The organism is Kocuria turfanensis (genome assembly GCF_001580365.1).
GTDB classification, from domain to species: Bacteria; Actinomycetota; Actinomycetes; order Actinomycetales; family Micrococcaceae; genus Kocuria; species Kocuria turfanensis.
Window position 1 is genome coordinate 2,004,446 of record NZ_CP014480.1, and the last position, 24,798, is coordinate 2,029,243.

21 protein-coding genes and 3 pseudogenes are annotated in these 24,798 nt (G+C 68.5%); 11 read left to right on the forward strand and 13 right to left on the reverse strand.

Annotated elements, in window-relative coordinates; genetic code table 11:
* Window positions 1-71 precede the first annotated feature (71 nt).
* Genes hpaD through AYX06_RS09275 form a run of 3 tightly spaced genes read left to right on the forward strand, consistent with a single transcriptional unit; the run spans window position 72 to window position 2,827 of the window.
* Window positions 72-1,196 (forward strand): 3,4-dihydroxyphenylacetate 2,3-dioxygenase, encoded by a 1,125-nt coding sequence (gene hpaD, locus AYX06_RS09265; protein ID WP_371860082.1) that lies wholly within the window; start codon window positions 72-74, stop codon window positions 1,194-1,196.
* 39 nt (window positions 1,197-1,235) lie between these two features.
* Window positions 1,236-2,021 (forward strand): 2-oxo-hept-4-ene-1,7-dioate hydratase, encoded by a 786-nt coding sequence (hpaH, locus tag AYX06_RS09270; protein WP_062735531.1) that lies wholly within the window; start codon window positions 1,236-1,238, stop codon window positions 2,019-2,021.
* Window positions 2,006-2,827 carry an HpcH/HpaI aldolase family protein gene (locus tag AYX06_RS09275; RefSeq protein WP_062735532.1) on the forward strand — a complete coding sequence of 274 codons (822 nt, stop codon included), beginning with the start codon at window positions 2,006-2,008 and terminating at the stop codon, window positions 2,825-2,827. The genes hpaH and AYX06_RS09275 overlap by 16 nt, the downstream gene beginning before the upstream one ends.
* Window positions 2,828-3,023: 196 nt before the next feature.
* Here AYX06_RS09275 and AYX06_RS09280 read toward each other — a convergent pair whose 3' ends face one another.
* The gene (locus AYX06_RS09280) at window positions 3,024-3,317 is read right to left on the reverse strand and encodes a hypothetical protein (protein WP_062735533.1); all 294 of its coding nucleotides are present in this window, start codon (window positions 3,315-3,317) and stop codon (window positions 3,024-3,026) included.
* A gap of 634 nt (window positions 3,318-3,951) precedes the next feature.
* On the opposite strand from AYX06_RS09280, the gene AYX06_RS09285 reads away from it, so the two are divergent.
* A complete protein-coding gene (locus tag AYX06_RS09285; protein WP_062735534.1) occupies window positions 3,952-4,698 on the forward strand; it encodes an SAM-dependent methyltransferase in 747 nt (248 codons plus the stop codon).
* Window positions 4,699-4,827: 129 nt separating this feature from the next.
* On the opposite strand, the gene AYX06_RS09290 is transcribed toward AYX06_RS09285, so the two are convergent.
* The 6 genes from AYX06_RS09290 to AYX06_RS09315 all read right to left on the reverse strand — a co-directional run bounded on the left by AYX06_RS09290 (window position 4,828) and on the right by AYX06_RS09315 (window position 10,996).
* Window positions 4,828-5,805 carry a hypothetical protein gene (locus AYX06_RS09290; protein WP_147017788.1) on the reverse strand — a complete coding sequence of 326 codons (978 nt, stop codon included), beginning with the start codon at window positions 5,803-5,805 and terminating at the stop codon, window positions 4,828-4,830.
* 5 nt (window positions 5,806-5,810) lie between these two features.
* Complete coding sequence (locus tag AYX06_RS09295) at window positions 5,811-6,341, reverse strand: flavodoxin domain-containing protein (RefSeq protein ID WP_062735536.1); 531 nt, start codon at window positions 6,339-6,341, stop codon at window positions 5,811-5,813.
* A gap of 322 nt (window positions 6,342-6,663) precedes the next feature.
* Window positions 6,664-7,263: a hypothetical protein gene (locus tag AYX06_RS09300; protein ID WP_062735537.1), complete on the reverse strand. Its 600-nt coding sequence runs from the start codon at window positions 7,261-7,263 to the stop codon at window positions 6,664-6,666.
* 385 nt (window positions 7,264-7,648) lie between these two features.
* A complete protein-coding gene (locus AYX06_RS09305) occupies window positions 7,649-8,920 on the reverse strand; it encodes a hypothetical protein (RefSeq protein ID WP_062735538.1) in 1,272 nt (423 codons plus the stop codon).
* On the reverse strand, window positions 8,920-9,735 hold the full coding sequence (locus AYX06_RS09310) for a CPBP family intramembrane glutamic endopeptidase (protein WP_062735539.1): 816 nt from the start codon (window positions 9,733-9,735) through the stop codon (window positions 8,920-8,922). Before AYX06_RS09310 ends, AYX06_RS09305 begins: the two co-directional genes overlap by 1 nt.
* A 424-nt stretch (window positions 9,736-10,159) precedes the next feature.
* Window positions 10,160-10,996 (reverse strand): aldo/keto reductase, encoded by an 837-nt coding sequence (locus tag AYX06_RS09315; protein WP_062735540.1) that lies wholly within the window; start codon window positions 10,994-10,996, stop codon window positions 10,160-10,162.
* Window positions 10,997-11,147: 151 nt separating this feature from the next.
* On the opposite strand from AYX06_RS09315, the gene AYX06_RS09320 reads away from it, so the two are divergent.
* Together AYX06_RS09320 and AYX06_RS09325 are read left to right on the forward strand one after the other, a co-directional pair.
* Complete coding sequence (locus AYX06_RS09320) at window positions 11,148-11,822, forward strand: SDR family NAD(P)-dependent oxidoreductase (RefSeq protein ID WP_062736972.1); 675 nt, start codon at window positions 11,148-11,150, stop codon at window positions 11,820-11,822.
* Window positions 11,823-11,846: 24 nt separating this feature from the next.
* Window positions 11,847-12,743 carry a LysR family transcriptional regulator gene (locus tag AYX06_RS09325; RefSeq protein WP_062735541.1) on the forward strand — a complete coding sequence of 299 codons (897 nt, stop codon included), beginning with the start codon at window positions 11,847-11,849 and terminating at the stop codon, window positions 12,741-12,743.
* A 523-nt stretch (window positions 12,744-13,266) separates the two neighbouring features.
* Here AYX06_RS09325 and AYX06_RS09330 read toward each other — a convergent pair.
* Together AYX06_RS09330 and cspE are read right to left on the reverse strand one after the other, a co-directional pair.
* The gene (locus tag AYX06_RS09330; protein WP_062736973.1) at window positions 13,267-13,821 is read right to left on the reverse strand and encodes a dTMP kinase; all 555 of its coding nucleotides are present in this window, start codon (window positions 13,819-13,821) and stop codon (window positions 13,267-13,269) included.
* Between the two features lie 350 nt (window positions 13,822-14,171).
* Entirely contained in the window at window positions 14,172-14,378 is a 207-nt protein-coding gene (cspE, locus tag AYX06_RS09335) for a transcription antiterminator/RNA stability regulator CspE (protein WP_062735542.1), read from the reverse strand.
* A gap of 510 nt (window positions 14,379-14,888) precedes the next feature.
* Here cspE and trhA point away from each other — a divergent pair.
* Window positions 14,889-15,374 (forward strand): annotated as a pseudogene (gene trhA / locus AYX06_RS09340) (PAQR family membrane homeostasis protein TrhA); the annotation flags it as partial.
* Between the two features lie 16 nt (window positions 15,375-15,390).
* On the opposite strand, the gene AYX06_RS09345 reads toward trhA, so the two are convergent.
* Window positions 15,391-16,230, reverse strand: coding sequence for an IS5 family transposase (locus AYX06_RS09345; RefSeq protein WP_062735544.1), 840 nt, complete (start codon window positions 16,228-16,230; stop codon window positions 15,391-15,393).
* Window positions 16,231-16,433: 203 nt separating this feature from the next.
* On the opposite strand from AYX06_RS09345, the gene AYX06_RS09350 reads away from it, so the two are divergent.
* The 3 genes from AYX06_RS09350 to AYX06_RS19750 all read left to right on the forward strand — a co-directional run bounded on the left by AYX06_RS09350 (window position 16,434) and on the right by AYX06_RS19750 (window position 20,374).
* Entirely contained in the window at window positions 16,434-17,390 is a 957-nt protein-coding gene (locus AYX06_RS09350; protein ID WP_062735545.1) for a sugar-binding transcriptional regulator, read from the forward strand.
* 372 nt (window positions 17,391-17,762) lie between these two features.
* A complete protein-coding gene (locus AYX06_RS09355; RefSeq protein ID WP_307725514.1) occupies window positions 17,763-18,581 on the forward strand; it encodes an esterase/lipase family protein in 819 nt (272 codons plus the stop codon).
* 209 nt (window positions 18,582-18,790) lie between these two features.
* The gene (locus AYX06_RS19750) at window positions 18,791-20,374 is read left to right on the forward strand and encodes an alpha/beta hydrolase domain-containing protein (protein ID WP_147017995.1); all 1,584 of its coding nucleotides are present in this window, start codon (window positions 18,791-18,793) and stop codon (window positions 20,372-20,374) included.
* Window positions 20,375-20,469: 95 nt separating this feature from the next.
* Here the strand turns inward: AYX06_RS19750 and AYX06_RS09365 are convergent.
* Both AYX06_RS09365 and AYX06_RS09370 read right to left on the reverse strand, forming a co-directional pair.
* A pseudogene (locus AYX06_RS09365) lies at window positions 20,470-21,192 on the reverse strand (IS5 family transposase); the annotation flags it as partial.
* Between the two features lie 70 nt (window positions 21,193-21,262).
* Window positions 21,263-22,416: pseudogene (locus tag AYX06_RS09370) on the reverse strand (IS3 family transposase).
* A gap of 177 nt (window positions 22,417-22,593) precedes the next feature.
* Between AYX06_RS09370 and AYX06_RS09380 the strand changes: the two are divergent.
* On the forward strand, window positions 22,594-23,841 hold the full coding sequence (locus AYX06_RS09380) for an IS256 family transposase (RefSeq protein ID WP_062735549.1): 1,248 nt from the start codon (window positions 22,594-22,596) through the stop codon (window positions 23,839-23,841).
* Window positions 23,842-23,857: 16 nt separating this feature from the next.
* Here AYX06_RS09380 and AYX06_RS09385 read toward each other — a convergent pair whose 3' ends face one another.
* Window positions 23,858-24,703, reverse strand: coding sequence for a pyruvate, water dikinase regulatory protein (locus AYX06_RS09385; RefSeq protein ID WP_062735550.1), 846 nt, complete (start codon window positions 24,701-24,703; stop codon window positions 23,858-23,860).
* Window positions 24,704-24,798: the final 95 nt, after the last annotated feature.

The window sequence follows — 24,798 nt, forward strand, 5'->3', positions numbered from 1 at the left end:
ACCCCACCCACTCGAGAAGCAAGGACGCTGACGTGACGACACCCATCACCCCGAACGCCCCCGAGCCGGTCGTGACCGGCGAGGACCCCGTCCGCCGCCCGGACAACGCCATCCCCACCCCTGCGGCCCCGCGGCCGGACGTGCTGCGCTGCGCCTACATGGAGCTGGTGGTCACCGACCTGCAGGCCTCCCGCAACTTCTACGTCGACGTGCTCGACCTCGTCGTGACCGAGGAGGACGAGGAGACCGTCTACCTGCGCAGCTTCGAGGAGTTCATCCACCACAACCTCGTGCTGCGCAAGGGCCCGGTCGCGGCGGTCGCGGCGTTCTCCTACCGCGTGCGCAGCCCGGAGGACCTGGACAAGGCCGTCGCCTTCTACGAGGAGCTCGGCTGCCGGGTCGAACGGCGCGCGGAGGGCTTCACCCGGGGCGTCGGCGACTCGGTGCGCGTGGAGGACCCGCTGGGCTTCCCGTACGAGTTCTTCCACGACGTCGAGCACGTCGAGCGCCTCGCTTGGCGCTACGACCTCTACACGCCCGGGGCGCTCGTGCGCCTGGACCACTTCAACCAGGTCACCCCCGACGTGCCCCGGGCCGTGGCGTACATGGAGGACCTCGGCTTCCGGGTGACCGAGGACATCCAGGACGAGGAGGGCACCACCTACGCCGCGTGGATGCGGCGCAAGTCCACCGTTCACGACACCGCGATGACGGGCGGCGACGGGCCGCGCATGCACCACGTCGCCTTCGCCACCCACGAGAAGCACAACATCATCGCGATCTGCGACAAGCTCGGCGCGCTGCGCCTGTCGGACCGCATCGAGCGCGGCCCCGGTCGGCACGGGGTCTCCAACGCCTTCTACCTGTACCTGCGCGACCCGGACGGCCACCGCGTGGAGATCTACACGCAGGACTACTACACCGGGGACCCGGACAACCCGGTGGTCACCTGGGACGTGCACGACAACCAGCGCCGCGACTGGTGGGGCACCCCGGTCGTGCCCTCCTGGTACACCGAGGCCTCCCTCGTGCTCGACCTGGACGGCAACCCGCAGCCGGTCGTCGAGCGCAGCGACTCCAGCGAGATGGCGGTGACCATCGGGGCGGACGGGTTCTCCTACACCCGCAAGGGCGACGAGCCCGACGAGCTGCCCAGCTGGAAGCAGGGCGAGTACAAGCTGGGACACCAGCTGTGACGGCTCCCGGGATGTGCACGCCCCTGTCCGGAGGTTCCCGTGCTGCCGCCTGAGACCATCACCGCGATCGCCGACGAGCTCGCCGCCGCCGAGCGCAACCGCACGACCGTCCCGCTGCTCACCGCCCGGTACCCCGACATGGTCGTCGAGGACTCCTACGCCGTGCAGAACGAGTGGCGCCGGCGGGCCATCGCGGCCGGGCGGCGGCCCGTGGGCCGCAAGATCGGGCTGACCTCGAAGGTGATGCAGGCCGCCACCGGGATCGACGAACCCGACTACGGGGCGATCTTCGCGGACATGGTGTTCGAGAACGGATCCGTGATCGAGCACGCCCGGTTCTCCAACGTGCGCATCGAGGTCGAGCTCGCGTTCGTGCTCGCCGCGCCGCTGGAGGGCCCGGACACCACGGTCTTCGACGTGCTGCGGGCCACGGAGTACGTGGTGCCGGCGCTGGAGATCCTCTCCTCCCGGCTCGAGCTCCAGGGCCGCACCATCGTGGACACGATCAGTGACAACGCCGCCATGGGCGGGATGGTCTACGGCGGCAACCCGGTCAAGCCGGGTGACGTGGACCTCCGGTGGATCTCGGCGCTGCTGTACCGGCAGGAGACGATCGAGGAGTCCGGCGTCGCCGCGGCCGTGCTCAATCACCCCGCCATGGGGGTGGCGTGGCTGGCGAACAAGCTCGCCCAGCACGGCGACCGGCTCGAGGCCGGGGAGATCGTGCTCGCCGGCTCCTTCACCCGCCCCATGTGGGTGCACCCGGGCGACACCGTGCTCGCCGACTTCAAGGAGCTGGGGACGATCTCATGCCGCTTCGTCTGAGCCCGACGTTCCGCGACGCGCTGGCGGTCCGGGGGGAAGCAGGCGCGGCGTCCCGGCCGCTGGCGGGGATGTGGGTGTGCTCGGGCAGTGCGCTGGTCGCCGAGATCTGCGCGGGCTCGGGCCTGGACTGGGTGCTCATCGACATGGAGCACTCCCCCAACGGCCTCGAGTCCGTGCTCGCGCAGCTGCAGGCGGTGGCTCCCTATCCGGTCACCCCGGTGGTGCGCGTGCCGATCAACGACGGCGTGACCATCAAGCAGGTCCTCGACCTCGGCGCGCAGAACCTGCTGGTGCCGATGGTCTCCTCCGCCGAGGAGGCCCGGGCCGCGGTCGAGGCGGTGCGCTATCCCCCGCGCGGCCGCCGCGGCGTCGGCTCTGCGCTGGCCCGCTCCGCGCGGTGGAACCGGGTGGACGACTACCTGCGGGAGGCCGACGCGCACGTGTCCCTGTTCGTGCAGATCGAGACCGCCCAGGGCGTGGACGCCGCCGCCGAGATCGCCGCGGTGGACGGGATCGACGGGGTGTTCGTCGGGCCCTCGGACCTCAGCGCGTCCATGGGGCTGCTCGGGCAGCAGAGCCACCCGGACGTCGTCGCCGCCGTCCACCGCGCCTTCGAGGCCGTCCGCTCGGCGGGCAAGCCGGTGGGCGTCAACGCCTTCGACCCGGCCGTGGCGCGGTCCTACCTGGAGGCCGGGGCCTCCTTCGTCCTGGTGGGCGCGGACGTGGCGCTGCTCGCCCGCGGCTCCGAGGCGCTCGCGGACGCCTTCGTGCCCACGACCGGCGAGGGCGAGCGCGCGAGCTACTGACGGCCGCGTCCCGCCTGCGGCGTGGCCCGGAGCCCCGGTGACCGGCCCCCGGCCCGGTGTCAGCTCGTGTGCGCCGGTCGTCCCGCACCATGGTGCGGGACGACCGGCGGGCACGTGCGGCGCGTCCGGGGAGCGGGGTCAGCCGTTCGCGGGCGCGGTGCCTGCCGGCCCGCCGGGGCATCGCCGCAGGGGCGCCTCACCTCGTGTGCGGGCAGGCGGGCTCGCTCGTGTAGGTGAGGACCACCTCGTCGTCCTCCGGGCGCTCCCGGAAGGAGCGGTGGGTGACGGTGGCCAGCACCGCGGTGATGACCGCCTCGTCGTCCTCGGGACGTTCCCGCTCGGGACGCCTGAGGTCCCCGGCCGGCGAGACGTCGGGCCGGGTGCGGCCCGTGGTCCGGGTCCGGAACGCTCGAACGGTGCCGTCGACCTCCTGCGGGGCCGGCGGCGCGGGCGGGGTGGATGCGGAGTGGATGCTGGGTGCTGTGGTCATGGTGCTTCCCTACGTCGTTGTAGTGGTGTGCTCGGCCGCTGCGCGCCCACACGGGGCACGAGAAGTCCGGTGGAGTGCTCGACTCCCCGGCCCCCTGCTCCGTGGCCCTGCCTGTGGCATCACGGTGGCCCGGGTGGATCCGGGCGTGCCGCTCGACGCCGCGAACACCGAGAGGAGCGGACGGCGCACTGGTGGGGTCTCCACGCTCGCCCGCAGATGAAGCCGACCCTAGTGAACCGGAGCACGGGCCGGAACGATTGGGTCGAATATGTCGCGGCGGTGCCGGGATCGGTCACGGCCCCGGGAGGGGGCGGCCCTCTCCCCGAGCCGCCGGGCGGAAGGTTGGGCGAACCGGGCGAGCGTGGCCCGGCGGCGCCGGTCAGCCCGTGCGGCTCAGGCACCACGCCCGGTCGAAGCGGCGGGCCTCGAGGTCAGTGCTGCGCATCCGGACCTCGCGGCTGCCGGCGTCGACACGCGCGCCTGATCGTCCCGGCGGGTATCTGCCGTGGGCTCGTGGCCGACAGCCGGACATCTGCCCAGCGGAAGGGTGCCGCAGCAGGGTCAGATGTCCGCTGGTGGCGCGGCCGTCCCACTGCTCTTCCCATCGCACGGCACGGCGGAAAAGAATCTGGTCATGGACCTTCCCCGCATCTTCACCGTTCGTGAGAGCACCCACCGGATCCACAACCCGCTGACCGCGGGCAAGCTCGCCGCTCTGGGCGAATCGCTCCATCTCGCCCCCGGAACCCGGGTGCTCGACCTGGCCAGCGGCTCGGGCGAGATGCTGTGCACCTGGGCGCGCGACCTGGGCTTCACCGGCACCGGGGTGGACCTCAGCACGGTCTTCACCGAGCAGGCCCAGGCCCGAGCCACCGAGCTCGGCGTCGCCGACCGGGTCGAATTCATCCACGGTGACGCCGTCGGCTATGTCGCGGACCGGCCGGTCGACCTGGCTGCCTGTGTCGGTGCCACATGGATCGGCAACGGCGTCGCCGGAACCGCCGAGCTGCTCGAGCGCAGCCTCCGCCCCGGGGGACTGATGCTGATCGGCGAGCCCTACTGGCGGCGGACCCCGCCGGACGAGGACACCGCCCAGGCATGCCACGCCACCGGCATCGCCGATTTCCGGCTCCTGCCGGACCTGATCGCCCACTTCCAGGAGCTCGGACACGACGTCGTGGAGATGATGCTGGCCGACCAGGACAGCTGGGACCGCTACGCCGCGGCCCAGTGGCTCAACCTGCGCCGCTGGCTCGACCAGAACCCGGACGACGAACTGGCCACCCAGGTACGGGAAGAACTCACCACCGAGCCCGCTCGCTACGCGCGCTCCACGCGGGAGTATCTCGGCTGGGGAGTCTTCGCCCTCATGAGACGCTGATCTTTCGGGGCTGCTGCATGCGCAGTCGACACCTCGGTCGGCCTGGTGACCGCGATCGGGCCATGTGCGGAGCTCGGAGGGCCTCCGGGGCTCTGCGCACGATCGGTGGCGACCCCCTCCTCACCTGGGTCATGGTGATCCTCCAGGGCCGGCCCGCGGTGCTCGCTCAGGTCGTCGCGCAGTGGCGGGGACGTGCCGCAGGATCGCTGCGAGCACCGCGACCGCGGCGAGGGCCAGGATCACGAAGCCGATCATCGGTCCGATGATCTCGGGCAGGGTGAAGGTCACCCCGGCGCGCAGCTGCAGGATGGTCTGGGCGATGATCAGCGGTGCCAGCAGGATCTCCAGCAGCAGCAGCGACACCGCGATGAGGTATCCCCGCGGATCCCGGCGCAGGATCAGCACCCCGGCCCAGACCGTGGCCGGGGTGATCACCGCCAGATCCAGGGCTTCGGTGAACTCGGTCGAGTACGGGCCCAGCCCCTCCGGGGCCGCCCCGGTGACCGCGGCCGTGACCAGGGGGGTGCCCCAGACCACCAGCAGCACCACGGCGCTGGCGAACATCAGCGCCGCCGGTCCCCGCCGGGGTGTGCCGGGCGGGAACAGCCGGGCCGGGCCCTGCCGGAAGAGGGCCGCGAAGACCAGGACGAAGGCATACAGGGACGAGGAGAAGAGCACCACGTAGAGCAGGAACAGCCCGTTGTAGGCGATCGCCCCCAGCGCGTACCCGGCATAGATGTAGAGGAAGTACCCCAGGCCGCCCAGCAGCACCAGTCCGGCCCGGGTGCCGCCGCGCCACCACCCGACGGTGGCACCCACCAGCAGAGGGATCCCGATGACCAGGGTCACCAGGTCCGTGGCCCGGCTGCCGGCTGCGGTGAAGACGGTGTCATAGCGGTAGAGCCCGCGCCCGGCGATCTGCACCGTCTGCCCGCGGACGGTGTCGGCCCAGAACGGACCCGGTCCGTCCTGCAGCACCAGGCCCATGACGGCGGCGACTCCCGCCAGCACCGCGATCAGAGCGCACCACCACAGCACCGGGCGCCGTGGGCCTTCCGGGACCTGACGCTCGTCCTGCGGGAGGCGGTGCTCGGGATGCGTGCGCATCGCCCTCAAGCGCTCCCGGGGACCGACCGGGCGTCGAGCTCCTGGGCGATCTGCCCGGCCCAGGCCTCGATCGCCGGCCAGTCCCGGTAGTCCCCGAAGTGGCCCCCGACCGCCCGGAACGCCACGCCCACCCAGCGGGGCAGCTGCTCGGGCCGGCACACGCCCGAGAACACCCGGTGGCCGCGCGGGTGCACGTCCTCGCGCAGGGCCGCCGCGATCCGCTGGTCCTGGGCGGTGCGCGCCATCCGGCGCAGCGGGCGGGGCAGCCCATCGGACATGCCCACGCTGAACAACCACACCGGCCGTTGCGACAACACCGCGGTGTGGCGGTGGACGAAGTCGGCGGCCTCCGGCATCCAGGACTGGTTGTGGACCGCGCTGCCCAGCACCACCGCGTCGTAGCCGGTGAGATCCCCGACCTCCCCCACCGGGGCCAGCTCCACCGTGGCCCCTGCGTGCTCCAGCGTGGTGGCGACCCGCCGGGCGACCTCGGCGGTGGACCCCTGCCAGCTCGCATACCCGACCAGAATTCGCATTCGACACCTCCCCCTCGATGTCCTCAGCCTAGAAAGAGAGCAACCGACCAGGAAGCACGTGACGCCCCACGCGCCCACGTGACGGCCCGACTGCCGCTCCGGCTTCGGCATCGCGACACCGCGTGGAGGAGATGGCCAGGCACGAGGAGACCTCGCCGTCCACCTGCACAGGCCGGCGGTCCTGCGCTCAGTGCTCGTTCCATCATGCGGAGAGCTTCCGGTGGCAGGTCCCCGCATCACGGAACGATGCCTCGGCCCGGGACTCAGGAGCCGTGGGCGCATCCCGGTGGTACGGCCCGTGCGGTCCGGATCCACCGGCGCCTCACGACCTGGCTTCCCGTGCGGTGCCCTCGTCGGCCTCCTCGTCCGGGGGCGTGTACGGGCGCAGGCCGAACCCGGTGAGGAACACCGCCCCGACGGAGACCGTCAGGACGATCCCCGTGATGGCCACCCCGACGACCGGCAGGAGAGCGATCAGCTGCAGTGCTGCGACGAGCAGTCCTGTGCCCAGCGCTGCGGCCGCCGGTGTCGACCAGGTCCGTTCGAGGCGTCCGAGAACGCGGGTCCCCAGTCCGCGCCCGAGCGCGAGCAGCCCGTACACCGCGCTCGCCCCGAGTCCGAGCAGCACGATCCCGGCGACGGGGATCAGGACCACGGTGAAGATCATCGACGCCACCAGGGGAAGGGCCGTGATCAGCGCCAGAGCACCCAGCGCCGCGCTGACCAGCGGGAAGCCCGTGGCCGCGCCCGCGGTGCGGTGCATCGAGCGGGGGGCCAGGCGCGCGGCCAGACAGGCGAGGCCTGCCATGGCGGCCACCCGGAGCAGGAACCACCACGCTCGTTCGGCGAGCGCACGGGGTTCCCCGCTGCGCTGGAGGGCCGCCGCCGGGTTGGCCTCCTCGGTGACGCGCCCCCGCACCACCGCCCGGGATCCCGGGTGAGCGATCCGCCGGCCACCACGATGTCACCGGTGATCTCTCCCGTGCCGGTCAGTGCCGCTGTCCCGCCGAGGACCGTCAGGTCCCCGGCGATCCGTCCGCCGATCCGGGCGCCACCGTCGAGGACGGTGACGGAGCCCCGGTGCTCGGCGCCGTCCTCCAGGACCACCGTCCCCCCGGCCACGACCGTGTCGCCGATGAGGATGTCACCGTCCTCGACGACGTGGTGCCGCTGGGTGATCAGGGTCGCGGAGTACCGGCCGGTCTCCGCCGGGGTGCTGCACCCCGTGAGGAGCAGGCCGGTCAGGAGCAGACCTGTCAGCACCAGAACCATCAGTATCGAGCGCCGGCGGCGCGCCGGGACCTGGATCATGCGGGCTCCTCCTGCACCTGTCCTCGGTCCGGAAGGAGGAACAGCAGGACGGTCACGGTGAACAGGAGCAGGCTGATCGCGGCCACAGCCCGCAGGTGCTGGGCGAACGGGAGTTCCACGGACGTCCACCAGATCGACAGCGAGGTGCTCAGGAACGTCGCCAGCCAGCCGGAGACCCCGACCCCGACGGCGGTGTTGCGCGCGATCGTGGCCGGGGTGGAGAAGTCGGCCCAGAGGGTGAAATTCAGCACCGTGTAGATGCTCACCGCGACCGCGTACAGCAGCGGCATCCCCAGCGTGGCCGGCAGCTCGGGGGTGGTCAGGGCGTGGAGCACGTAGCTGAGCTGGACCAGGGCGAAGAGCGCGAAGATCCAGCCCAGCAGCACCCGCTGCCCCAGGGCCGGGTAGAGGATCCCGGCGAGCACGGCCGCGACCACGTGGGCGCCCCCGATCGCCCACAGCGTGCCGGGGTCGTCCGAGTGCCAGGCGGAGCCGATGTAGACGGGGGTGTCGACGATGCGCAGGAACCCCAGACTGTCGATGAAGTAGACCCCGAACATGAGCAGAAGGGCCAGCGTGAACGCCCGCCCTGGCCACCGGCGGGACCGCCCGCGGCGGCGCACGAAACGGCCCGTCCCGTACCGCGGCAGGTGATGCTGACGGGCCAGAGCGGCCGTCAGCGGTGACGGGACGAAGGCCAGGACCACCAGGGCCACGGCGCTGGGGGCCATCAGCCACAGCAGCTGGGCGGCGAACTGCTCGATCCGCCAGTCCGAGGAGAACACCGCCGCCGGCAGGAACGCCGCCGAGGTCGCCGCCGCCGCGACGGTTCCCCGGTGCCGGGTGGGCACCAGGTCGCAGGTGAGCCCGAACAGGCTCGGCACCCCGAGACCCAACCCGGCCGAGGCGACCACGATCCAGGCGAGCAGCTCCGCCTCGTTGCGCAGCTGCGGCGCCACGGCGGTGAGGGCGGTCTGCAGGGCCACCACTACCGCCAGCAGCCGCAGCTTGACGTGGAAGTCCTCGCTCCACTGCCGGTGGTGCATCACCAGTCCCGCACCCAGCGCCACGCACAGGGTCAGACCGGCCAGCAGGGCCATCGCCCGGGCGATCCGCTCCGGCGGCAACCCGAGCACCCGCTCCCCCAGGTCGACCAGGCCCAGTTGCACGAAGGTGAGGTTGTAGAAATACCCGGCCGACGCCGCGGCCACGAACAGGCCCAGGCCGCACCAGGGAACCCACACGGTGACCGGGACACGGGCTCTCATCACTCCCCCAGCACCGGCGCGGGGCCGGACGCACCGGAATCCCGGTCCGGCCGGCCCCGCGCCCGGCGGACGAGCCCGAGGACCGCCGCGGCGGCCAGCACCAGTGTCACCGCCGTCTCGACGCCCCGTGCCGGGGAGACCGAGACCAGTTCCCCGGGCGCGTTCGCCAGGGCGTGGAGCACCACGACGGCGAGAATGCTGCGCCCGGTGATGAAGTAGACCGCCGCGTACACGAACGACAAGGCCAGAAGGTTCAGCAGGAACAACCAGAAGTCAGTCGACCCCGCACCCAGGCCGTGCTGGTAGGAACCCGGGAGGAAGAACAACGGCAGGTGCCACAGCGCCCAGGCGGCGCCCACGATGCCGGCGGCCGGCACCGCGCCGTGCCGGGCGCTCAGCGCGTCCACGGCGTACCCGCGCCATCCCGGCTCCTCGAGCACCCCGGCGACCACGGCAGTGGCCAGCACGAGCGGGGCCCCGTACCCGAGTCCCGCGCCGTCGCCACCCGTCACGGCCCGCCCGACGACGGAGGGCAGCAGCGCGACCACCACGACGAGAACCCACCAGCGCGGCCGGAGCAGCCGGACGCCGACCAGACGGCGCCAGAAGTCGACCTCGTCCTCCCGCCGACCGGCGACCCGCAACAGCAGCACCGCCGACAGCAGCGGTCCGGTCCCGCCCACGGCGAACAGCACGAAGGGCAGCGGATCGCGCCAGCTCCCACCGGACCACACCGCCGCCCACCAGAACGCCCACGACCAGCCGAACGTCACGGCCAGGAACCACCACGGGCGAAAAGAGGTGCCGTGGGACATCCGCGTCCTGCCCGGAACCGGTCGCGACGCCATGCCTCACCCCGTCCCTGGCTGTGTCCCCATCAGTGCTCACGGCCAGACTAACCACCCGCGCCCCTGCCGCGAGGGCGGTGGCCACGTCCATCAGCTTGCCGGCGAAGACCCAGCCGAGCGCCGCGAGGAAGCGCAGCGGCAACCACCGCATCACGTCCCGCAGGCGTCCCGGGTGGATCTCGAGATCATCGACGGTGACCGTTCGCATCTCCACGCGCCCCCGGCCCGGAGTCGGGCCAGGCTCCGGGCTGTCCCTGGGCACCAGGACGTCGGGAAACCCGAACCGGTCGAACGCAACGGTCAACATCGTCACAGGCTCTCTTCCCCGCCGGCATCACGGGGTTCGCTCTGGCACGGCCCCGAACCGCTGGACGCGGCGCGGGCGTGCCGGTCACGCGGGGACGTAGTCGAACGTGTCGGGGTCCGGGCCCGTGCGGTGGTCCTTGTTCAGCGCCGTGATCGCCTGGATGTCTGCGTCGGTCAGCTCGAAGTCGAAGAGCTGGAAGTTCTCCTCGACACGCGAGCGGGTGACGGACTTGGGGAACACGATGTCGTGGCGCTGGATGTGCCAGCGCAGCGTGACCTGCGCGGTCGTCTTGCCGAGGCGCTCGGCGATCGCGGCGATCGCGGGGTCGTCGAGAACCGCTCCCTGGGCGATGGGGGACCAGGCCTCGGTCGCGATGCCCTGCTCCGCGTTGTAGGCGCGCACCGTCTCGTTGGTCAGGTACGGGTGCACCTCGATCTGGTTCACAGCGGGCTTGACGCCGGTCTCGGCGATGATGCGCTGAAGGTGGGGCACCTGGAAGTTGGAGACGCCGATCGCGCGGGTCAGGCCGGCGTCCCGGATCTCGATCATGGCCTTCCACGTCTCGAGGTAGTCGACGTCGATCGTGGGCAGCGGCCAGTGGATGAGGAAAAGGTCCATCGGGCCGCCGAGCCGCTCGACGCTCTTCTCGGCCTCGCGCAGCGCGTCGTCACGACGGTGGAAGCTGTTGTTGAGCTTGCTCGTGACGAACAGCTCGTCGCGGTTCAGACCGGAGGCCTCGAGCGCGTCGCCGACGCCCTGCTCGTTGCCGTACATCTGCGCCGTGTCCACGTGGCGGTATCCGACCTCGAGGGCCATCGTCACGGCCTCCTCGGTCGTCTCCGGCGGAACCTGGTACACGCCGAAGCCCAGCTGCGGGATGCTGACACCATCGGCGATCCGGATCTCAGGAACGGACGTCATCGTGGTTCTCCTTCGTCTGTGGTCGGCCCCGGGAACCCGCAGCCACGAACCACAACCGTCCTCCACCAGCGGCGTATTTCGCTGGTTCCATAGAAGATCACTATTGAACGGTGGACCGCAGGTGATGAACATCCGACCTAGCATGTCCGGCATGACGACTTTCGCGATCATCGGAGCAGGACGAAACCTCGGTGAGGCAGTCGCTCGACGCTTCGGCAGGGAGGGCTACAGCCTGGCCCTCATCGCCCGGAACCAGGACCGGGTCGACCAGCTGGCCGCTGACCTGGTCGCTGACGGCTTCACCGCGAAGGGGTACGCGGCGAACGTGCGCGACACCGACAGCCTCGTCGCGGCCCTGGACCAGGCGACCCAGGATCTCGGTCTCATCGAGGTGCTGTCGTACAACCCGCTGCCGCAGAAGGAGTTCCTGCGACCGCTCCTGGAGTCGACGGTCGGGGATGTCAGGGCCGCTGTCGAGTTCTCGGTCTACGGCCCCGTCGCCGCCGTGCACCAGGTGCTGCAGGGCATGCGCGTGCTGAAGAAGGGCTCGCTTCTCTTCGTCAACGGCGGAAGTGCGGTGCAGCCGGTGCAGCACTTCGCGGGCACCTCGATCGGCTTCGCCGGTGAGACCGCCTATGTCGAAATGCTGGACCAGGCGCTGAAGGACGAGCCGATCTACGTCGGCCAGCTCATCATCCCCGGTGCGATCGTTCCGGGCGACGAGCAGAAGGATCCGCAGGTGCTCGCGGAGAAGCTGTGGCAGATGCACTCCCAGCGCAGCCGGCTGCGGATGTTCGCCACCGAGCTGGAGACTCAGCCGTACTGATCCAGCCCGGCTAACGTTGCGCGTATGGATGTTCGTCAGCTGGAGTTCTTCATCGCCGTCGCCGAGGAAGGCAGCTTCACACGTGCGGCCGAGCGCTCGTTCGTCTCACAGCCCGGGCTGTCGGCGTCGATCCGCTCGCTCGAGCGCGAGCTCGGGACTCAGCTGTTCACGCGCGGCCGCCACGGCGCGTCCCTGACGAGTCCGGGCGCGGTGTTCCGGCCGGGGGTCGAGCGGATCCTCGACCAGGTGCGCGACGCCCAGCGCGCCGTCCTCGGCGACGAGCCCGGGCGCGCTGAACTGCGCATCGGCGCCGAGCAGTGCCTCGGCGGTGCCGTCGACATCGTCGACCTCCTGACGTCGTTCGCCAGCGAGCACCCCACTGCCGACCTCGAGTTCGTCCAGGACGTGAGCTCACGCCTCGCGCCGATGCTCGACGAAGGGCGCCTCGACGTCGCTCTCATCGCCGCACCAGCGGCATCCGCCCCCATGAACAACAGCTTGTTGCTGCGCCGAGAGCCGTTCGTCGCACTCTCGCACGACGACGTGCCGTGCACGTCACTCGCGGACCTGCAGGATGTCCGCACCGTCGACTTCGGTGGCACCTGGGAGGCAAGGCGCATACTCGACGCAGCGCTGGCCACCGCCGGCGTGACACGTCGCACGATCGTCGAGGCCAACGACGTGCACATGCTCGTAGACCTCGTCACACGCGGCTTCGGGATCGCGATGGTGCCTGAGTCGATCGCCGCGAAGCAGGCAGCCCAGCACCTCGTGCACACGCCACTGTCCGACGCGCCGGAGTGGGAGGTCCACCTCGCCACCTGTGCCGACCCGTCGCCATCCGCGAAGGCGTTCACGAGCATGTTCGTTCCGCAGGCGGAGATCGTCTGTCTCCGTGGAGATCTCGCTGTGCATCTGTAGTCGCCACTGCATCTGGGGCGCTGCCGCGGCCGCTCCACAAGGGTCGAGACGATGGCGATACATGCCCCGAACCCGGTGGTGAAGAGCACCGACGCGGGGTGCTTCTGTCTGATGTCTCCTCGTTGATTCACGCCGCGATCCGAAGTCCACAACGCGCGGCGGCCTCCGCATCGCCAATCTCGCCGGCATGGGTGCTCACTTCCCTCGCCGGCGCCGCATCGTCTGCCGTGGCGCGTGCCCACCCACAACACCACCCCCACCGCTCAGTGTTGCAAGCACCGCAAGAACCCACCGTTGAATCCGCACGGCGCCCGAGGGTCAGTATTCAGACGGCATCGACAAAGACCATCTGCTCGGGCGGCGAAGTTCACCAGCGTGGTCACCGGCGCCGCCGACACCCTGAGCAAGCGACCGCAGCGCACGGCCAGCGGATGGAAGAGAACAGGCCTTGCCTGCGGTCCTCACCGCCGGTCGAGCACGGGACGGCCCGTGCTCCGGGGAGGGCCGTGGGCCTGCCGATCGATCAGAGGTCGACGGCGGCGGCGATCCGGGCGGCCAGCACCTCGGTCGTTGCGGTAGCGTCCACCACGCTCCAGCCCTTCGCCCGGGCGAGCTCCAGGTAGGCGGTGCGGGCGGTCCGCAGGTAGTCCAGCGACTCGTGGTCTTCGCCGCGGCGCAGGATCCGTTGCTGGGCGATCGGGGCCGGGATGTCGAGAACGACCACCGCGTAGGGGCGGATCGACCGGGCCGCCAACCACGGCAGCACCCGGCCCGGCGGCAGGCCCCGGCCCTGGCGCAGCACCAGCTGGCACACCAGGTGACGGTCGAGGATCACCAGACCCGCCCGGCGGTAGGCCCGCACCCGGGACACCGCGACGTTGACGGTGCGCACTCCGGTCTCGACCCGGTCCGCCCACCGCACGGGCAGCTCCAGCTGGCAGCGTGCCGAGACGCGGGCCAACCAGCGGCGACCGGAGCGGTTGCGCAACACGATCGCCGGTCGTCCCGACTCCCGTGCCGCCGCCGCCAGCGCTTCGGCCGTGGTCGTCTTCCCGGCCCCGTCGATGCCCAGCAGCACCACGATCCTGCGGGGACGTCGAGAGCGGCACCCGTCGGGTCGCGCTCGGCGTCGATCTGCCTGCCAACGACGCACCCGGCCCACGTCCTCGATTCCTTCTGACACCACTGACCGCAGGATTCCATGCCTTCCACACCCCAGGCGAGCACCCGGCCGCGGCTCCTGGGCCCAGGGCTCGAGGCGAGTCCGCGCCACCGGTGCCGCGGCGGCGCAGAAGGATCGGTGGGGCCACCCGAGAACCGGGCCCGGAACGAGACATCGCCACCCGGCTCCAGCCGGGTGGCGATATCAGGTCGACGGCGGGGCGGTCAGCCCCGGGTCGGTGATCTCACGGGGAGATCAGGGCGTTCTCACGCAAGCACGGTGATGTTCGCGGCCTGGGGGCCCTTGGGGCCGTCCTGGGTCTCGAACTCCACGCGCTGGTTCTCCTCCAGGGAGCGGTACCCGCCGGAGTTGATCGCGGAGAAGTGCGCGAACACGTCCTTGGAGCCGTCCTCGGGGGTGATGAAGCCGAAGCCCTTGTCGGCGTTGAACCACTTCACGGTGCCAGTAGTCATGGGGAACCTGTCTTTCTGAAGAAACGGAGCGTCCCCGGCGATCGGGGTGCTCGGGCGTTGCGATGCCTGCCAAAACGTCTTCTCAGAAAAACCGCTGCGCCCGATGTCCGGGCGAACTGCTTGCAATGCGAAAAACGAAACTTCAACAACTGGGGTCTACTGTACGCGGGCCCGCCCGAATGCGCAGTGATGGGCGACACCTGCGGTCACGGCAGTCAACCGGAGCCGACGATGACACGCAGGGCACCAGTGGGTCGTCCTGGCACCCACCGCACGTCCTGCCTGCAACGCGGTCTGCGGAACACGGCCGATGCCGGCCTGGCGGCGGGAACCATCCCGACGGCTCCGCCTGAACAGCCGCTAACGGGCCATATGTAAAGCGCGTCGTCCCGCCTTTGCCCCGTCTTCACCCACGACTTCGCGCGGTTCTGCATTATCGGCCCCGGCGTGCCGGACGCCCACGTGGACACCCGTCCGGGCACTTGACTCCCACTAATCGCCAATCACAGGGCCGCCGCCTACCACCGCGTCCCCTGGAAGCCGCGGACGAAGGCCGTTTTCCGGCGCCTGGATCACGCCAATATCTACCTGCTCATTGCCGGCACTTACACCCCTTTGGCCGTCAACGCGCTGCCGTGGCCACAGAGCGTGATCCTACTGACCGTGGTGTGGGGTGGTGCCCTGATCGGTATCGGGTTCCGGATCTTCTGGCTACATGCCCCCCGGTGGCTCTACGTGGCCCTCTACATTGGGCTGGGTTGGGCGGCGCTGATGTACATCGGTGAGCTGTTCCAGGCCAACGCCACCGCTATGTTCTTAGTGCTGGTCGGTGGCCTGGTCTACACGATGGGGGCGGTGTTCTACGCGCTGAAGCGCCCCAACCCCTGGCCGGGGCGCTTTGGGTTCCACGAGATGTTCCACACCTGCACCGTCATCGCTTTCCTGTGCCATTGGAGCGCCAATCTGCTCGTAACCCTCCACCCCCTTACGCCTTAGAGGTTCCGCAGATAGGTCATGGTTGTCGGGCCGGTCGTGTGCCCCAGCGGTGATGGGTCCACCCCTCGCGGAGCAGCCTGCCGGTGATGATGATGGCGTTGGCCAGTCCGATGAAGGCCTCGATCACCCGGATGCGTTTCTCGGTGCAGACGGCCAGCTTCTTGAACCCTCGGTTGTGCCAGGAGTTGGTGCGTTCCACCACCCAGCGGGCGGTGTTCTGGATCGGTGCGGGGATGCCCTTGGTAGCGATCTCACCATTGCAGCCCAGCTCCTCGAGCAACGCACGGGTGGCCTTGGAGTCGTAGCCGGCGTCGAGGTGCACCGTTATCCGTTCGGGCAGCTCAAAGCCGAACCGGGACAGCGTTTCCATCGTGGGGCGCAGCAGAGGAGAGTCGTGGCGGTTGGCCGCAGCGACTACCACACCCAGGGGCAGGCCGGTGCCGTCGACGAGCACGGAGCGTTTGGTGCCCTGCTTCCCGCGGTCGACCGGGGATCTGCCGGCGGCCTCGCCGCCGCAGGGAGCTTGGGTGATGCACCCGTCCACGGCGAGGTCCTCCAGCTGCAACCCGATCATCTTGTCGTAGGCCTCGAGGCAGATCTGCTCCAGGGCGGTGAGAATCCCTGCTTCGCTCCACTCCTCGCGGCGGTTGCGGATGGTGGTGGCCGAACAGGTGGTGTCGGCGATCTTCTCATAGGCCGCCCCGAGCACCAGGACCTGCACCAGCTTGTCGAAGACGACGCGGTCCGGCAGCCGGGGTCGGTGACAGCCCAAAAGGTGGCCGTCGACCACCGGAGAGATCAGAGCGGAGAACTGGTCCCAGATGGGCTCAATGATGCACGATGGAACAGCAGGCACGAGTGCTCCTGACAGACGCGATGATTCTCAACAAATCCGTGTCTACCAGGCCTCGTGCCTGTCCTCATCTCGGCGTCCGACCACGCCTATCTGCGGAATCTCTAAGTACGGTTGGGAACCTGTTGTGCTCTCTGTCACACCCTGGGTCCTGGTGAGAGTATGCTCAACCTCTGTGAGCGAATGTGCGACACAGGGAGTCGGCCGTGCATGATGATGCGGAGCTTTACCGCGTGGCGGAGCTGTACTACGTGCAGGGAGCGACGATGGAGGCGGTGGCGGACCGGTTCGGCGTCTCCCGCTCGACGGTCTCGCGGATGCTGCAGGCGGCCCGGGAGCGGGGCATCGTGCGGATCAGCCTGTCGCCTCCCTTGGATTCGCGCAGTGAGCTCTCACGGACATTGCACGACGCTTTCGGCGTTACGGTGCACGTGGCCGGGACCTCCCCGTCTGCCTCCGACGCGAAGCGGTTGGAGGCCGCGGCCCGTTCCGCGGCGGTGCTGATCGGCGACTGGTTCGGGGACGAGATGACCTTGGGGGTGGCCTGGGGCACCACGACCTCGGCGGTAGCTGCCCACCTGCAGTCCAAGCGCACCCGGGACACAATGGTGGTGCAGATGAATGGCGCAGTGAGCGCCCGTTTGCCGCAGATGGGGCAGTCGCCCGGACTGTTTTCCCAGATGGCCACGGCGTTTGAGGCCTCCCTAATGCCGTTCCCCGCCCCGGCGTTCTTCGACAACGAGGAGACCCGCACCCTGATGTGGCAGGAGTCCTCGGTGCGCCGGGTGCTCGCGGTGCGCGACACCGCCGATTTAGCCGTTTTTAGCGTGGGCGCCTTCCGTGGCCCGGCGCTGTCCGAGGTCTACAGCGGCGGCTATCTCACCAAGGACGCCTTTCGGGAGTTCGCGACCCACCGGGTGGTCGGGGACGTGTGCACGGTCTTCCTGCGCGAGGACGGGACCTACGCCGACCTCGACCTCAACCGCCGCGCCTCCGGTCCTGCGCCGCACGAACTGCGGCGGATCCCGCGGCGGCTGTGTGTGGTCGCCGGCGACCACAAGGTCCCCGGCCTCGTCGGGGCGCTGCGGGCGGGCGTGGTTACCGACCTGGTCATCGACGATCGCACGGCTCGGACCCTGGTGCGCCACCTCGCCGGACGCTGAGGGCTGCACTCTTCCGGCGACGCCGTGCACGGTCCTGACCAGCAGGCACCCTGCCACCGGCTGTGCCGAACGAGCCCACAGGCCCGCGTTATGCCGCTCCTGCCGTATCGGCATCAGGGCGATGGCTTACCCGGTGTGGGAGCGGCGTGCACTTTTCGATCAGCCCGATGGTGCGGGACTGCACGTCCGTGCTGGCCGCCATGTCCGCGCCCAGGCGCCTCTAACATTCACCACAGACCGTGATTCGGGTCACTTTCCGTCAGGCTTCCCGGCAGCGTCGTCCTCCATGTTGTCCGTCGTGCTCGACGGGTGCGAGAGAAAGGTATGTTCATGTCAAAGGCGAGAAAGCCCAGTTTCCTAGCAACAATGGTCATGCTGTGTGTCCTAACCTTTTCTGCACCTGCCGCTCACGCGAGCACCGTCGACATCTCGCCCCCGGGCGCTAACGACTGGTCCTGCCAGCCCTCCGAGGACCATCCGTATCCCGTGGTCCTCGTGCCGGGAACTTTTGAAAGCATGGCCAAGAACTGGTCCACTTTGTCCCCGCGCCTCAAGAATCAGGGATATTGCGTCTTCGCACTCAATTACGGGGAGACCAACGGCCTCGACGCCACCGGCCCCGTCGCCGAGTCGGCTAAGGAGCTTGCGCCGTTCGTCGACGCAGTGCTCGCCGCGACAGGCGCCAAGAAGGTCGACTTGGTCGGTCACAGCCAAGGCGGGATGATGCCCCGCTACTACATGGGTTTCCTCAACGGCGCGAAGAACGTCAACCACCTGATCGGTATCGCCCCCTCCAACCACGGCACCCAAGGTCTGATCGTGCCGCCGCCGGATTTCATGCCCGCGACCGAGGACACCAGCAACCCCACCTGCCAGGCCTGCGCCGACCAACAAGCTGGATCTTCTTTCATGGCCGAGCTCAATTCGATCGGTGACACGGTCCCCGGTCCGGCCTACACGGTCATCGCCACGAAGTATGACGAAGTGGTCACCCCGTACCAGAGCCAGTTCCTGTCCGGACCGACCAAGAAGGTCACCAACATCACCATCCAGGACAAGTGCCCTCTGGACCTCATTGAGCACGACCAGGCTCCCAACGACCCGGTCGTCCACCGACTGGTTGTTCACGCACTGGCCCAGCCCGCCGGAAAGCCGGCCGACCCCGTCTACCAGCCCAGCTGCCTTCTCTAGGGCTTTTGAGTCACCGCGGCTACGAACCACCGGTGAGGCGTGATCCACCAAACGGAACCTCGCCACTCAGACTCAGGAAGAAGTCTCGTACACATGTCCATCAGGTGTGCCTCGCCTCGGCGGACACCCTCCAGTGTGCATAGCCGGTCCTAGCAGTCCCGCTTTGTTAGATATTGGAACTGGAACTGGACAATACTAAAGGAGTATTCGTGCAAAAGTTCACTGGCGCCTCTCTGGCGCTGTCATTATCACTTGTAGTGGGAGTGGTGGGGGCGGGGATGCTTCCGGCCCATGCGGAAGCCGATGAATTCCCGAGAAAGGGGGGGCAAAAAACCTCTAGGCCAGCGGTTCAGCGAGTGACGCCGATACCGGAAACAACGCTTCTTCCCGCCACGGAGGACTCCCACCCCTTCGGGGCAGCAGACCACCAGCTCATTCCCGAGGACCTGTCCAGGCAGGGGTATGTGGAAGAGGAATACCTCGCCAGCGGCAACGCCAACGTCTACAGCTGGCCGGCTCCGGGGCCTGCCATCGTACGCACAGCAGATGCGCCTTACACGACACGGGTTCTCGTGCGGAAGCCCGCCAAAGACCAGCACTTCAGCGGCAATGTCGTGGTGGAGATGCTCAATCCATCGAACCTGTTTGATCTCAACATCGGATGGGCCATGGCACGCGAGCAGATCGTGAGCAACGGGGACGCGTGGGTGGGGATCACTGCAAAGCCGATCTCGGTCGAGGCCCTCAAGAACTTTGATGCCGAACGATACGGCTCCCTGTCTTTCGCGAACCCACTCCCACTGGATGATCCTCAAAATTGTACGGCGGTCGCCGCAGACAGTTCTCGGACCACCGAGAACGGGTTGGTATGGGATATCTACAGCCAGGTCGGAGCCTGGCTGAAGAGTGATGCGCCCTCGAATCCGCTGGCATATGGCGGAGAATCAACCCTAGTGGAGAGGGCTTACGGCTTCGGCTACTCCCAGACCGGCGGCTACCTGGCCAACTACATCAACGGCGTTCAACCCCACGTCGTCGAGTCCGACGGAGCACCGATCTACGACGGCTACATCGTTGGTGTTGCAGGCGGCGCCTTTGCCGGGGCCTATCCGATGAACCAGTGCGAGAGCGCACCGGGCCCCGAGGATCCGCGCCGCCAGTTCAAGGACGTCGGTGTGCCGATCATGCGGCTCATGTCTCAGTCGGACTATCTGCGCGGCATCGGCTCGCGCAGGCCCGACAGCGACGCAACTGGGGACCAGTACCGTCACTACGAAATGGCCGGCGCAGGTCATGCCACCCCGGACGAGCTGTACTTCTCGGCCGCTTCCGAGGACATCGTGGCAGCCGGGCGAACAGTTCCTCCGATGAGTTGCAACGAGGGGCCCCGCAGTCGTTTTCCGAGTTCCATCTTCTTCAATGCTGCTTTGAAGAATCTCGACCTTTGGGTTCAGGATGGCGTTGCACCGCCACGCGCAGAACCGATCTTGGTCGAGAATGGTGCCGCCGTGCTCGACGAATTTGGCAACGTGCAGGGGGGACTTCGCTCTCCTTACCTCGATGTACCGACCAGCACTTGGTACGGAACCGCCACGGGTGCCTCCTTTTGCTTCATAGCCGGATATGAACGCCCGTTCGACGATGAAACCGTCAGCGCCCTCTATCCCACCCACGGATCCTACGTGAAAGCGGTGAAAGACAACGTGCGTGAGCTAAAGGAGCAGCGATTCCTGACACCGGAGGACGCGCGGAAGCTCCATAAGGAAGCCACCCAGGCGGACATTCCTCGATGAGCTACGCCTCGTCCGCGGCCGAGTAGACTCATTGGTGAGCCCGGCCTCCGTAGCCGGGTTCACCAGTGCAGAGGGTATGAGGTTCCGCAGATAGGTCATGGTTGTCGGGCCGGTCGTGTGCCCCAGCGGTGATGGGTCCACCCCTCGCGGAGCAGCCTGCCGGTGATGATGATGGCGTTGGCCAGTCCGATGAAGGCCTCGATCACCCGGATGCGTTTCTCGGTGCAGACGGCCAGCTTCTTGAACCCTCGGTTGTGCCAGGAGTTGGTGCGTTCCACCACCCAGCGGGCGGTGTTCTGGATCGGTGCGGGGATGCCCTTGGTAGCGATCTCACCATTGCAGCCCAGCTCCTCGAGCAACGCACGGGTGGCCTTGGAGTCGTAGCCGGCGTCGAGGTGCACCGTTATCCGTTCGGGCAGCTCAAAGCCGAACCGGGACAGCGTTTCCATCGTGGGGCGCAGCAGAGGAGAGTCGTGGCGGTTGGCCGCAGCGACTACCACACCCAGGGGCAGGCCGGTGCCGTCGACGAGCACGGAGCGTTTGGTGCCCTGCTTCCCGCGGTCGACCGGGGATCTGCCGGCGGCCTCGCCGCCGCAGGGAGCTTGGGTGATGCACCCGTCCACGGCGAGGTCCTCCAACTGCAACCCGATCATCTTGTCGTAGGCCTCGAGGCAGATCTGCTCCAGGGCGGTGAGAATCCCTGCTTCGCTCCACTCCTCGCGGCGGTTGCGGATGGTGGTGGCCGAACAGGTGGTGTCAGCGATCTTCTCATAGGCCGCCCCGAGCACCAGGACCTGCACCAGCTTGTCGAAGACGACGGGGACTGCCCCGACTTCTGTTGACAAGGTGACCTGCCCCACGGTTCGCTTACCCCGTGCGGTCTGAAGATCAGGCAGGAATGGATGGTGATTCGTAGCGTAGTTCGTGGGTGACCGGGGACTCGTAGTTCAGCTGTGAGTGACGCCGTTGCCGGTTGTAGAAGATCTCGATGTACTCGAAGATCGCGTTGGCCAGATCGATCCGGGTGCGCCACTTCTTCCGGTTGAGCAGCTCGATCTGCATGGAGGACCAAAAGGATTCCATCATCGCGTTGTCGTAGCCATCCCCGATCGTCCCGAATGAGGGCATCAGGCCCGCCTCCCGGATGCGGCGGGTGAAGGCCCAGGAGGTGAACTGCACGCCGTGATCGGCGTGCACGATCCCGCCCGGCGCCGGTCGACGGTTCTTGATCGCCATGTCCAGGGCGTTGACCACCAAGGAGGAGTCCTGACAGTTGTCGATCGACCAGCCCACGATCCGGCGGGAGAAGGCGTCCAGCACCGCGCAGCAGTAGATTTTGCCTTCTCTGGTGGGGTGCTCGGTGATGTCCGTGACCCATAGTTCATTGGGCGCCAGCCGGTGGAACTTCCGGTGCACCAGGTCATCGGCGGTGGCCACGCCCTTGAGTTTCTTCACCTTGGCCGGGCCCGGTAGCCCGGCGATCCCCGCGAGACTCATCAGCACGGCCACCAGGTTCTCACTGACCACCACGTCCATGCCGCGGGTGAGCTCTGCGTGGACCCGCCGGGAGCCGTAGGTGCCGCGGGAGGCGGTATGCACTTCCCGGATCAGCCCCGTGAGCCACTGCCGGCGCATTGCCGTGGGCGACAGCGGCCGATTCTTGTACTGGTAGTAGCCGGGACTGCTCACCCCGAGCAGCCGGCAGCAGACCTTGACGGGGTGCCCGGCGTCGACGAGCTCATCGATCACCGGATGAATCCTTTTGGGGCGGGACGGTCCTCCCCGAGCAGCTTCGTGGCGCGCTTAAGGATCTCGACCTCGGCCTCGAGGGCCCGGATGCGTTTCTTCGCCTTGGCCAGCTCCGCCGACTCATGGGTGGTGAGCCCGGGCCGTTCGCCGCGGTCAATCTGGTCCTGGCGAACCCAGTTGTGCAGCGCACCGGTGCTGATGCCCAGCTCGGCGGCGGTGGCGGTGATGGTCTTGCCGGCCCGTACGAGGGCGACGGCACGAAGACGGAACTCTGCAGGAAAGGGGCGTGGCATGGTCGGGGCCTCTCAATGAGATGCGCCGATCTTCACACCTACAGGGGTAAGCAGGCCATAGGGCAGGGCAAGGAGTCAAGGAAACCCGGGGCAGTCCCATCGCCCGAGAGGTTTACCGTCTGCTCACCAGGCCAACAGTCCCGCTGGTACGCACGGTGACCGCACCACCACCCGCAGCTGCTTGACTTCTATAGGAGCATCCCTGCCGGCCTGCTCGGCGAAGCCCTGTCCGAAACCTCCCCGGACCTGATGCGCAGCTTGTTGCAGACGGTGATCAACGCACTGCTCTCCGCCGACGCGGACGCGGTGGTCGGCGCCGAATGGGGCAGACCCGCTCCCGAGCGGGTGACCCAGCGCAACGGCTACCGCCACCGCGACCTCGACACCCGGATCGGCACCATCGACGTCGCCGTGCCCAAGCTGCGGGCCGGCACCTACTTCCCCGACTGGCTGCTCGAGCGCCGCAAGCGGGCCGAGTCCGCCCTGATCACTGTGGTCGCCGACTGCTACCTCGCCGGGGTCTCGACCCGCCGGATGGACAAGCTGGTGAAGACCCTCGGCATCAACTCCCTGTCGAAGTCCCAGGTCTCCCGGATGGCCACCGACCTCGACGAGCACGTCGAGTCCTTCCGCCACCGGCCCCTGGGCGAGGCCGGTCCTTTCACGTTCGTGGCCGCCGACGCGCTGAGCATGAAAGTCAGGGAGGGCGGGCGAGTGGTCAACGCCGTCGTGCTGCTGGCCACCGGGGTCAACAGTGACGGCCACCGCGAGGTCCTCGGGATGCGGGTGGCCACGGCCGAGACCGGGGCGGCTTGGAACGAGTTCTTCGCCGATCTGGTGGCCCGCGGGCTGGCCGGAGTGCGGCTGGTGACCTCGGACGCGCACCGAGGCCTGCGCGAGGCGATCGCGGCGAACCTACCCGGAGCGGGATGGCAGCGGTGCCGCACCCACTACGCCGCGAACTTGATGGCCGTGACACCAAAGTCGATGTGGCCGGCTGTGAAAGCGATGCTGCACTCGGTGTACGACCAGCCCGACGCCGCCGCGGTCGACGCCCAGTTCGATCGCTTGATTGACTACGTCGCCGAGAAGCTGCCCGCGGTCGCCGAGCACCTCGCGGACGCCCGGGAGGATCTGCTGGCCTTCACCGGCTTTCCGAAGGACGTGTGGATGCAGATCTGGTCCAACAACCCCGCCGAGCGGCTGAACAAGGAGATCCGGCGCCGAACCGACGCAGTGGGGATCTTCCCCAACCGAGGAGCCATCGTCCGTCTCGTCGGGGCCGTGCTGGCCGAGCAGACCGACGAGTGGGCCGAAGGCCGCCGCTATCTGGGGCTCGAGGTCCTCGCCCGCTGCCGGCTCACCGTCGTCGCCGACACCGGAAGCGAGGTCAGGCCCGACCCCCTGACTGCCCTCACAGCCTGACCCCTACGAAGGATCGCTACACCACTCCAGGGGGCTTGACCGTGCCGGTTTCTTGGAGATCCATTCTCTGGAGGATCGTGGCGGAAATTTCTTCCACGGACATGAAGGCTGAGTTGAGGTGGGGGATGTCGTTGAGGGCGTACATCTGCTGGGCGTTGCGCAGTTCCCAGGTGCATTGGGGCAGGGAGGCGTAGATGGTGCCCGGGCGTCTTTCCTGGCGGACCTGGCTCAGTCGCAGGGGTTGGGAGGTGAGTCCGAAGCACTTGGTCGCGTAGGCGGCGATGGGTGCCGGCAGGGACCGGTGGGCGAAGTCTTCGTCGACTAGGGGGAAGTTCGCGGTGCGGATGCCGTGCTGCAGGGCCAGGTACATGCTGGTGGGGGTCTTGCCGCAGCGTGAGGGGGCGATGAGGATCAGATCGGCCCGTTCCAGGGCGCGGATGGATTGCCCGTCGTCGTGTTCCATGGCGTACTCGACGGCTGTCATCCGCGACTGGTAGCGGATGGCGTCGCCGAGCCCGTGGGCCCTGCCGGGTTGAGGGTTCGCGGTGGTGTGCAGGGCGGCTTCGAGCTGGTGGATGTGGGAGCCGAAGAGGTCCACGAAGTACCCGGCGCCAGCCTCGAGGATGCCGCGCAGGTGCGGGTCCACGACGGTGGAGAACACCACGGTGGTGCGCCCGGTTTCCGCAGCGGTGGTGATCCGGGCCGCGACCTGGTGGGCGTGGTCGGCGGTGGTGAGGAAGGGCACGGTGTGGCGTTCGAAGCGCTGGGCCGGGAACTGGGTGATGAGGGTGTTGCCGAGGGTCTCGGCGGTGATGCCGGTGCTGTCGGAGACGAAGAACGCCACCGGGCAGGAGTCGGTCACGGGTGCCTCCGCTGTCTTCTCGTCGGGATGTCCGGTGGTCCGGGTGGGGGGTGGGGTTGGTGCCCTGGTCCTGGCGCCGGCGGCACCAGGACCAG